Origin of the sequence: Serratia plymuthica NBRC 102599, from assembly GCF_001590925.1 — a bacterium.
GTDB lineage: Bacteria > Pseudomonadota > Gammaproteobacteria > Enterobacterales > Enterobacteriaceae > Serratia > Serratia plymuthica.
The window spans coordinates 1-7,047 of sequence record NZ_BCTU01000051.1 but is presented as its reverse complement, the minus strand read 5'-3'; the positions used below and the strand labels follow the sequence as shown (position 1 = coordinate 7,047).

Annotated in this window: 9 protein-coding genes; 1 reads left to right on the top strand and 8 read right to left on the bottom strand. The window is 52.5% G+C overall.

Translation table 11 applies throughout. From position 1 onward, the window contains the following. Nucleotides 1-115 precede the first annotated feature (115 nt). The 8 genes from fusA to fkpA all read right to left on the bottom strand — a co-directional run bounded on the left by fusA (nucleotide 116) and on the right by fkpA (nucleotide 6,446). Nucleotides 116-2,230, bottom strand: coding sequence for an elongation factor G (gene fusA / locus SPL01S_RS23985; protein WP_004951196.1), 2,115 nt, complete (start codon nucleotides 2,228-2,230; stop codon nucleotides 116-118). A 97-nt stretch (nucleotides 2,231-2,327) separates the two neighbouring features. Then, nucleotides 2,328-2,798 carry a 30S ribosomal protein S7 gene (rpsG, locus tag SPL01S_RS23980; protein ID WP_004951199.1) on the bottom strand — a complete coding sequence of 157 codons (471 nt, stop codon included), beginning with the start codon at nucleotides 2,796-2,798 and terminating at the stop codon, nucleotides 2,328-2,330. A 96-nt stretch (nucleotides 2,799-2,894) separates the two neighbouring features. Next, complete coding sequence (rpsL, locus tag SPL01S_RS23975; RefSeq protein WP_004930426.1) at nucleotides 2,895-3,269, bottom strand: 30S ribosomal protein S12; 375 nt, start codon at nucleotides 3,267-3,269, stop codon at nucleotides 2,895-2,897. Between the two features lie 143 nt (nucleotides 3,270-3,412). Next, on the bottom strand, nucleotides 3,413-3,700 hold the full coding sequence (gene tusB, locus SPL01S_RS23970; RefSeq protein ID WP_063203175.1) for a sulfurtransferase complex subunit TusB: 288 nt from the start codon (nucleotides 3,698-3,700) through the stop codon (nucleotides 3,413-3,415). A 9-nt stretch (nucleotides 3,701-3,709) separates the two neighbouring features. Continuing rightward, nucleotides 3,710-4,069, bottom strand: coding sequence for a sulfurtransferase complex subunit TusC (gene tusC / locus SPL01S_RS23965; protein ID WP_006328468.1), 360 nt, complete (start codon nucleotides 4,067-4,069; stop codon nucleotides 3,710-3,712). A gap of 8 nt (nucleotides 4,070-4,077) precedes the next feature. Beyond that, nucleotides 4,078-4,467 carry a sulfurtransferase complex subunit TusD gene (tusD, locus tag SPL01S_RS23960; RefSeq protein ID WP_004951209.1) on the bottom strand — a complete coding sequence of 130 codons (390 nt, stop codon included), beginning with the start codon at nucleotides 4,465-4,467 and terminating at the stop codon, nucleotides 4,078-4,080. Further along, on the bottom strand, nucleotides 4,467-5,189 hold the full coding sequence (locus SPL01S_RS23955) for a helix-turn-helix transcriptional regulator (RefSeq protein ID WP_004951212.1): 723 nt from the start codon (nucleotides 5,187-5,189) through the stop codon (nucleotides 4,467-4,469). Before SPL01S_RS23955 ends, tusD begins: the two co-directional genes overlap by 1 nt. Nucleotides 5,190-5,606: 417 nt before the next feature. After that, entirely contained in the window at nucleotides 5,607-6,446 is an 840-nt protein-coding gene (gene fkpA, locus SPL01S_RS23950; RefSeq protein ID WP_063203173.1) for an FKBP-type peptidyl-prolyl cis-trans isomerase, read from the bottom strand. Nucleotides 6,447-6,816: 370 nt separating this feature from the next. Here fkpA and SPL01S_RS23945 point away from each other — a divergent pair, with 370 nt between their 5' ends. Next, nucleotides 6,817-7,044 carry a SlyX family protein gene (locus SPL01S_RS23945; RefSeq protein ID WP_062868907.1) on the top strand — a complete coding sequence of 76 codons (228 nt, stop codon included), beginning with the start codon at nucleotides 6,817-6,819 and terminating at the stop codon, nucleotides 7,042-7,044. Nucleotides 7,045-7,047 lie beyond the last annotated feature (3 nt).

Genomic DNA, 7,047 nt, shown 5'->3' with positions numbered 1-7,047 from the left:
AACGTTAACGTGCGGTTTGGAACGTTCAAATTTTTCTTTAGACACGGCTATATTCCTTACTCTTATGCTCTCCCCTCATGGAGAGAGCACTGATCAATGTGTTAAACCCGAAAGCTTATTTACCACGGGCTTCGATAACGGCCTGAGCGACGTTGTTCGGCGCATCATCGTACTTCAAGAACTCCATGGAGTAAGAAGCACGGCCTTTGGTCAGAGAACGCAGTTGAGTTGCGTATCCGAACATCTCGGACAACGGAACTTCAGCGTGAATCTGAACGCCAGTAGCGTTGGATTCCTGACCTTTCAGTTGACCACGGCGACGGCTAAGGTCACCGATAACGTCACCGGTGTTCTCTTCCGGCGTTTCAACTTCAACCTTCATAATCGGCTCAAGCAAAACAGGTTTCGCTTTCTTAAAGCCATCTTTAAAGGCGATAGACGCAGCCAGTTTAAACGCCAATTCGGAGGAGTCAACATCGTGGAAAGAACCGAAATGCAGACGCACACCAAGGTCAACAACCGGGTAACCGGCCAGTGGACCAGACTTAAGCTGCTCCTGGAGGCCTTTATCAATGGCAGGGATGTATTCCGTTGGGATCACACCACCTTTAATGTCATTGATGAACTCGTAGCCTTTCGGATTTGAGCCCGGCTCCAGTGGGTACATGTCGATAACAACATGACCATACTGACCACGACCACCAGACTGCTTGGCGTGTTTACCTTCGATGTCGGTAACTTTCGCGCGAATGGCTTCACGGTAAGCAACTTGTGGTTTACCCACGTTCGCTTCAACGTTAAATTCACGACGCATACGGTCAACCAGGATGTCCAGGTGAAGTTCACCCATACCTGCGATGATAGTCTGACCTGATTCTTCGTCAGTCCACACGCGGAATGATGGATCTTCCTTCGCCAGACGGCCCAGAGCCAGACCCATTTTTTCCTGGTCAGCTTTGGTTTTTGGTTCAACTGCAACGGAGATTACCGGCTCAGGGAACTCCATACGCTCCAGAATGATCACGTGGTTTGGATCACACAGAGTGTCACCGGTAGTCACGTCTTTCAGACCGATCGCTGCAGCGATGTCGCCTGCACGAACTTCTTTGATCTCTTCACGCTTGTTAGCGTGCATCTGAACGATACGGCCCAGACGCTCACGTGCAGCCTTCACTGAGTTCAACACGGTGTCACCGGAGTTAACGATACCGGAGTACACGCGGAAGAATGTCAGGTTACCCACGAATGGGTCGGTAGCAATTTTGAACGCCAGTGCAGCAAATGGCTCATCGTCATTAGCATGACGCTCAGCCGGCGTATCTTTACCGTCGTCGAGGATACCGTTGATTGCAGGTACGTCAGTTGGTGCCGGCAGGTATTCGATAACCGCATCCAGCATTGCCTGCACGCCTTTGTTTTTAAAGGCAGAACCACAGGTAACCAGAATAATCTCGTTGTTCAGCACGCGCTGACGCAGAGCTTTCTTGATTTCTTCCTCGGTCAGCTCTTCGCCGCCCAGGTATTTTTCCATCAGCTCGTCTGAAGCTTCAGCTGCAGATTCAACCAGGTTCTGGTGCCATTCTTCGGCCAGCGCTTGCATGTCCGCAGGGATCTCTTCGTATTCGAAGGTCACGCCCTGGTCAGCATCGTTCCAGTTGACTGCTTTCATTTTCACCAGGTCAACGATACCGGTGAATTTCTCTTCTGCGCCGATGGCCAGTTGCAATGGAACCGGATTCGCGCCCAGACGGGATTTGATCTGACCAACAACTTTCAGGAAGTTAGCACCCATGCGGTCCATTTTGTTAACGAACGCGATGCGTGGAACTTTATATTTGTTAGCCTGACGCCATACAGTTTCAGACTGTGGCTGAACACCACCAACAGCACAGTAAACCATTACAGCGCCATCAAGAACACGCATGGAACGTTCTACTTCGATGGTGAAGTCAACGTGTCCCGGTGTGTCGATGATGTTTACGCGGTGCGGCTCAAACTGCTTGGCCATACCAGACCAGAAAGCGGTAGTCGCTGCAGAAGTGATGGTAATACCACGCTCCTGCTCCTGCTCCATCCAGTCCATGGTGGCAGCGCCGTCATGAACTTCACCGATTTTGTGGTTTACACCGGTGTAGAACAGAATACGTTCGGTAGTGGTCGTCTTACCGGCGTCGATGTGAGCGCTGATACCGATGTTACGATAGCGCTCAATGGGTGTTGTACGAGCCATTTGATTCCTCTATTGCCTTAGGCGTTCAAGTTCGGTTAACCCAAGCGGGTTGGCTTCTTGAAGCGCCCGCTTGGTTAGCATAACTACTGCGTGGCAATTACCAGCGGTAGTGGGCGAACGCCTTGTTGGCTTCTGCCATACGGTGAACGTCTTCACGTTTCTTAACAGCAGAACCTTTGTTCTCAACTGCATCAGAAAGTTCGTTCGCCAAGCGCAGAGCCATGGATTTATCACCGCGTTTACGAGCAGCATCAACGATCCAACGCATTGCCAGAGCATTACGACGGACCGGGCGGACTTCAACTGGTACCTGATAAGTAGAACCACCAACGCGGCGCGACTTAACTTCTACAGTCGGGCGAACGTTGTCGAGAGCTACTTCGAAAGCTTCCAGGTGATTTTTACCAGAACGCTGAGCCAGGGTCTCCAGCGCGGTATACACGATAGCTTCTGCAGTAGATTTTTTACCGTCTACCATCAGGATATTTACAAATTTGGCCAACAGCTCGGATCCGAACTTAGGATCTGGCAGGATTTTACGTTGGCCTATTACGCGACGACGTGGCATGGAAATACTCCGTTGTTAATTCAGGATTGTCCAAAACTCTACGAGTTTATTTTGACATTAAAGTGAAAATGTTTGGCCTTACTTAACGGAGAACCATTAAGCCTTTGGCTTCTTCACGCCGTACTTGGAACGAGCTTGCTTACGGTCTTTAACACCGGAGCAGTCAAGTGCACCACGGACGGTGTGGTAACGCACACCTGGCAAGTCTTTAACACGACCGCCACGGATCAGGATCACGGAGTGTTCCTGCAGGTTGTGACCTTCACCACCGATGTAGGAAGTCACTTCGAAACCGTTAGTCAAACGCACACGGCATACTTTACGCAGCGCGGAGTTTGGTTTTTTCGGGGTGGTGGTATATACGCGGGTACATACACCACGTTTCTGCGGGCAAGCTTCCAGCGCTGGAACGTTGCTTTTAGCAGCCTTCACAGAGCGTGGTTTGCGAACCAGCTGATTAATTGTTGCCATTAAAAAAGCTCCTGGTTTTGCTTCGTTTGTTGCTTCGTAAACATGTGATAAATCCCCTCGTATGCACTACTGGCAAAGTACGAGGCCGCAGAATTTTATGGCTGAGCGGTAGAGGTGTCAAGAAATATACAACATCACTCTCATCACCAAGCCATTTGGCTTCGATGTTTTTCGGTTAATTCAACGAAGTGATTATAGCCGATGACAGTGATTTTGTGTGAAAAATGACCAACCAAGCCTCTGGCTTCCAGGTCGTCCTGCATCGCATAAAGTGATATGGGGGCATTGAGCAGTAATTCAAGGTGCGCGCTGCCGGCCAACCCGGCCAGTACGCCATCCTGTATCAGCAGCAGATCGTCGCCTTGTGTGGTCAAGCGCAGCAATGCCGGCAAATCGCATTGAGTGGGAGAGTGGCTAAGGGTATACAGCATCCGAATGTCCTAAAAAGTCATTACCGCGTCATAACCGGCTAACTGTTGACGCAGCGCATCCGGTGCCAGCACCTCGGCCTCCAGCACCCAGTCGGTCACCTGACTCAGACCGCGCTCCTGCAAAGATGCCTGGCACAGATAACACTGCTCGACGTCATACAGCGGCAGCACGCCAAAGGTGGCGATATAGTTGCGCGCCAGAATTTTTTCCGGCTGCTGCCCCGGCAATAGCTGCAATACGCCATCGCCGATAAAAAACACGCCCAGATCTTCGCTCAGCGCCGAAGTCGCCAACAGCGCATCCAGCCCTTCCCTGCCGCCGGTGCCGCCGTGCGGGCCTTGGGTAAAAACAAAAGCGACTCGTTTCATAAATTCTCTCAGAACTGCACCAGACGGTCACAACTTAGCGCCGCCTCAGCCAACGAACCCAACCCGCTAAGGGTAAAGCCAGGTTGCAGATTAGCCGTTTCCAGCCCCTGCTGCGCAGCTTCCTGTTCATCGGTCACGCCGCGCCGCAACGCCGCGGCCACACAAACGTTGAGCGCAATACCGTGCTGCTGCGCCAGTTGCGCCCAGCCGCGCACCAGATCGAACTCATCGCTGGCAGGGGATGTCAGTTGGTTGGCATTCAGCACCCCTTCACGGTAGAAAAATACGCTGGAGAGCCGATGCCCTTTCGCCAGCAGGGCTTGTGCGAACTGATAGGCGCTGCTGGCCTGCTGGGTGCCATACGCCGGGCCGGTGACCAAAAGGCAGTAATCCAGCATCAGCGCTCGGTTCCCAGCAGGTCACCGCTTTTGAACTGGCGGATATACAGATACACGGTGTGCTTGGAAATATTCAGGCGATCCGCCACCTGATTAATCGCATCTTTGATATCAAAAATGCCTTTTTCATAAAGATTCAACACCACCTGGCGATTTTTGGCATTGTTGGAGACATTGCGATCGGCATTGACCTCCTCAATGGTGAACTCCAGCGTCTGCGCCACCAGATCGTCCACGGAAGAGGCAAAGTTGACTGAGGGAGCCACTTCCTGGGTTTCCGGCGGCATGAAAGTCTGCATTACCTGGGAGAACGGCACATCGAGGTTCATGTTGATGCACAACAGGCCGATCACCCGCTGCTCGCGATTACGGATGGCGATAGTGACCGACTTCATCAACACGCCGCTCTTGGCGCGGGTGAAATAGGCCTTCGACACACTGCTGTCATCGCCGGCCATATCATGCAGCATCCGCAGCGCCAGGTCGGTGATCGGCGAACCGATCTGCCGCCCGGTATGCTCGCCGTTGGCAATGCGCACCGCCGAGCATTTCAAATCTTCCAGCGCGTGCAGCACGATCTCGCAGTGACCGCCGATCAGCATAGCTAGCCCATCGACCACGGCTTCATAAGACTTCAGGATTTCATGATCCGTCTGGCTAAACGGACGTTCATTCAGCAAATCAAGTTCGCTGACTTCGCTGGATAAAAGCGAATTTGACATCGAAAATACCACCCTCAAAGATCGCCTGTGCCAGGGGGCGCAGCTAAAACGGCTCGTGCAGGCTCCCTCTTCCACAGGCGGCATACCCTTGAGTATCCACAGGGCAGGCAGGCTGGTATCAGCATGAAACAGCACGACGGGCGTCCGCAGACCAACACGCGGCCGGGAACAGTTTTAGGTACACGCCCTAAGGGGCAGGCGCATGACTCATAAGTCCGGATTATTAGTCTAGCAAAACTGCCAGAGTAAAGTCCTTGCGTTTGCGCGTGGTATTGACGTTAAGCCCGATGCCCGGCAGGCGTCAAGCAATCAGTGGGAGGGAAAGTAAAAGTTACGCCTCATCCGGCATTAATCAGAGACGCTGAAATGAACACCGCCGCGAAGAAGATTCGCGGCGGTGATGGCAATCAGACAGGCTTATTGCGCTTTGGCATCCGCCGCTGCGTCAGCCGGTTTTTCAGCCTTGGCGTCTGCTTTCGGCGCAGCTTTCACATCCAGCAGCTCAACGTCGAATACCAGAGTGGAGTTAGCCGGAATGCCCGGAACGCCGGTTTTACCGTAGGCCAGTGCCGGTGGAATTACCAGCTTGATTTTGCCGCCTTTCTTGAGGTGTTTCAGGCCTTCAGTCCAGCCTGGGATCACGCCGTCCAGACGGAATGACAGCGGCTCACCACGGGTATAGGAGTTGTCAAACTCGGTGCCGTCGGTCAGGGTGCCTTTGTAGTTCACGACAACGGTGTCGCTGTCTTTAGGCGCTTCACCCGCACCCGGTTTCTCTACCTTGTACAGCAGGCCAGATTCGGTTTTCTTCACGCCTTTTTCTTTGGCGAAGGTCTCACGGTACTTGGCGCCTTTCGTTTCGTTGTCTTTAGCGTCTTGTTCCATCTTCGCCTGAGCAGAAGCCTTCACGCGCGCTTCAAAGCTCTGCAGCGTTTTTTCGATGTCCGCATCGTTCAACTTGCTCTTGTTGGCGAAAGCATCCTGAACGCCTGAGATCAACTGATCTTTGTCCAGTTTGATACCCAGCTTTTCTTGCTCTTTCAGCGAGTTGTCCATGTAACGGCCCAGGGATGCGCCCAGTGCGTAAGCCGCTTGCTCGTCATCGTTCTTGAACTTGCCGGTGCTTGGTGCTGCTGCAGCGTCCGCTGGTTTAGCGGCTTCGGCCGGTTTAGCCGCATCAGCAGCCATAACCTGAGTCGCATTCAGAGCAAAAGCCATGGTGGTTGTCAGAAGCGTGACTTTAAACAAAGATTTCATCCATTTCTCCAGTGTCTGAAGCTGTGCCCCAAACAGTCATTAAGTAAGATAACCGGGCTACTATAGCTGCCTGAAAGAAAACAAAACAGTCACACAGGTAACCAATCGAGTCAAAGTGTGACTCCAGGTTTAAGGAGAAGTTTCCTTTAATGTGCTACCCGCATGATAAATCAGATTATTCTTCCACCCGATACGATAACGGTAACAAAAACAGCCGCGATAAGCGCTCTATTTTTCAGCACTTTACACAGGGCGCAGCCGCCTGCGGTTATCCCTCGCTCTGCGGGGGGCGAAATAGCGCAGCGCAAAGCCGGCGGCAGCTGTTAACATAGTGCCAGATTCAGGATTAAACCGCGTCAGAGGTAGCATCATGCACAACGCCGATACCCAAAGCCTGTTACTGCGGCTTGAGGAATTGGAAAGCCGCCAGGCCTTCCAGGAAGTCACCATTGAAGAGCTCAACCAAACCGTGGTGCACCACCAGCTTGAAATGCTGAAATTGCAGGAACACCTGCGCGTGCTGACCGATAAACTGCGCTCGACCCAAACGTCGATGATTGCCTCGCAGTCGGAAGAGACGCCACCGCCGCATTATTGATAA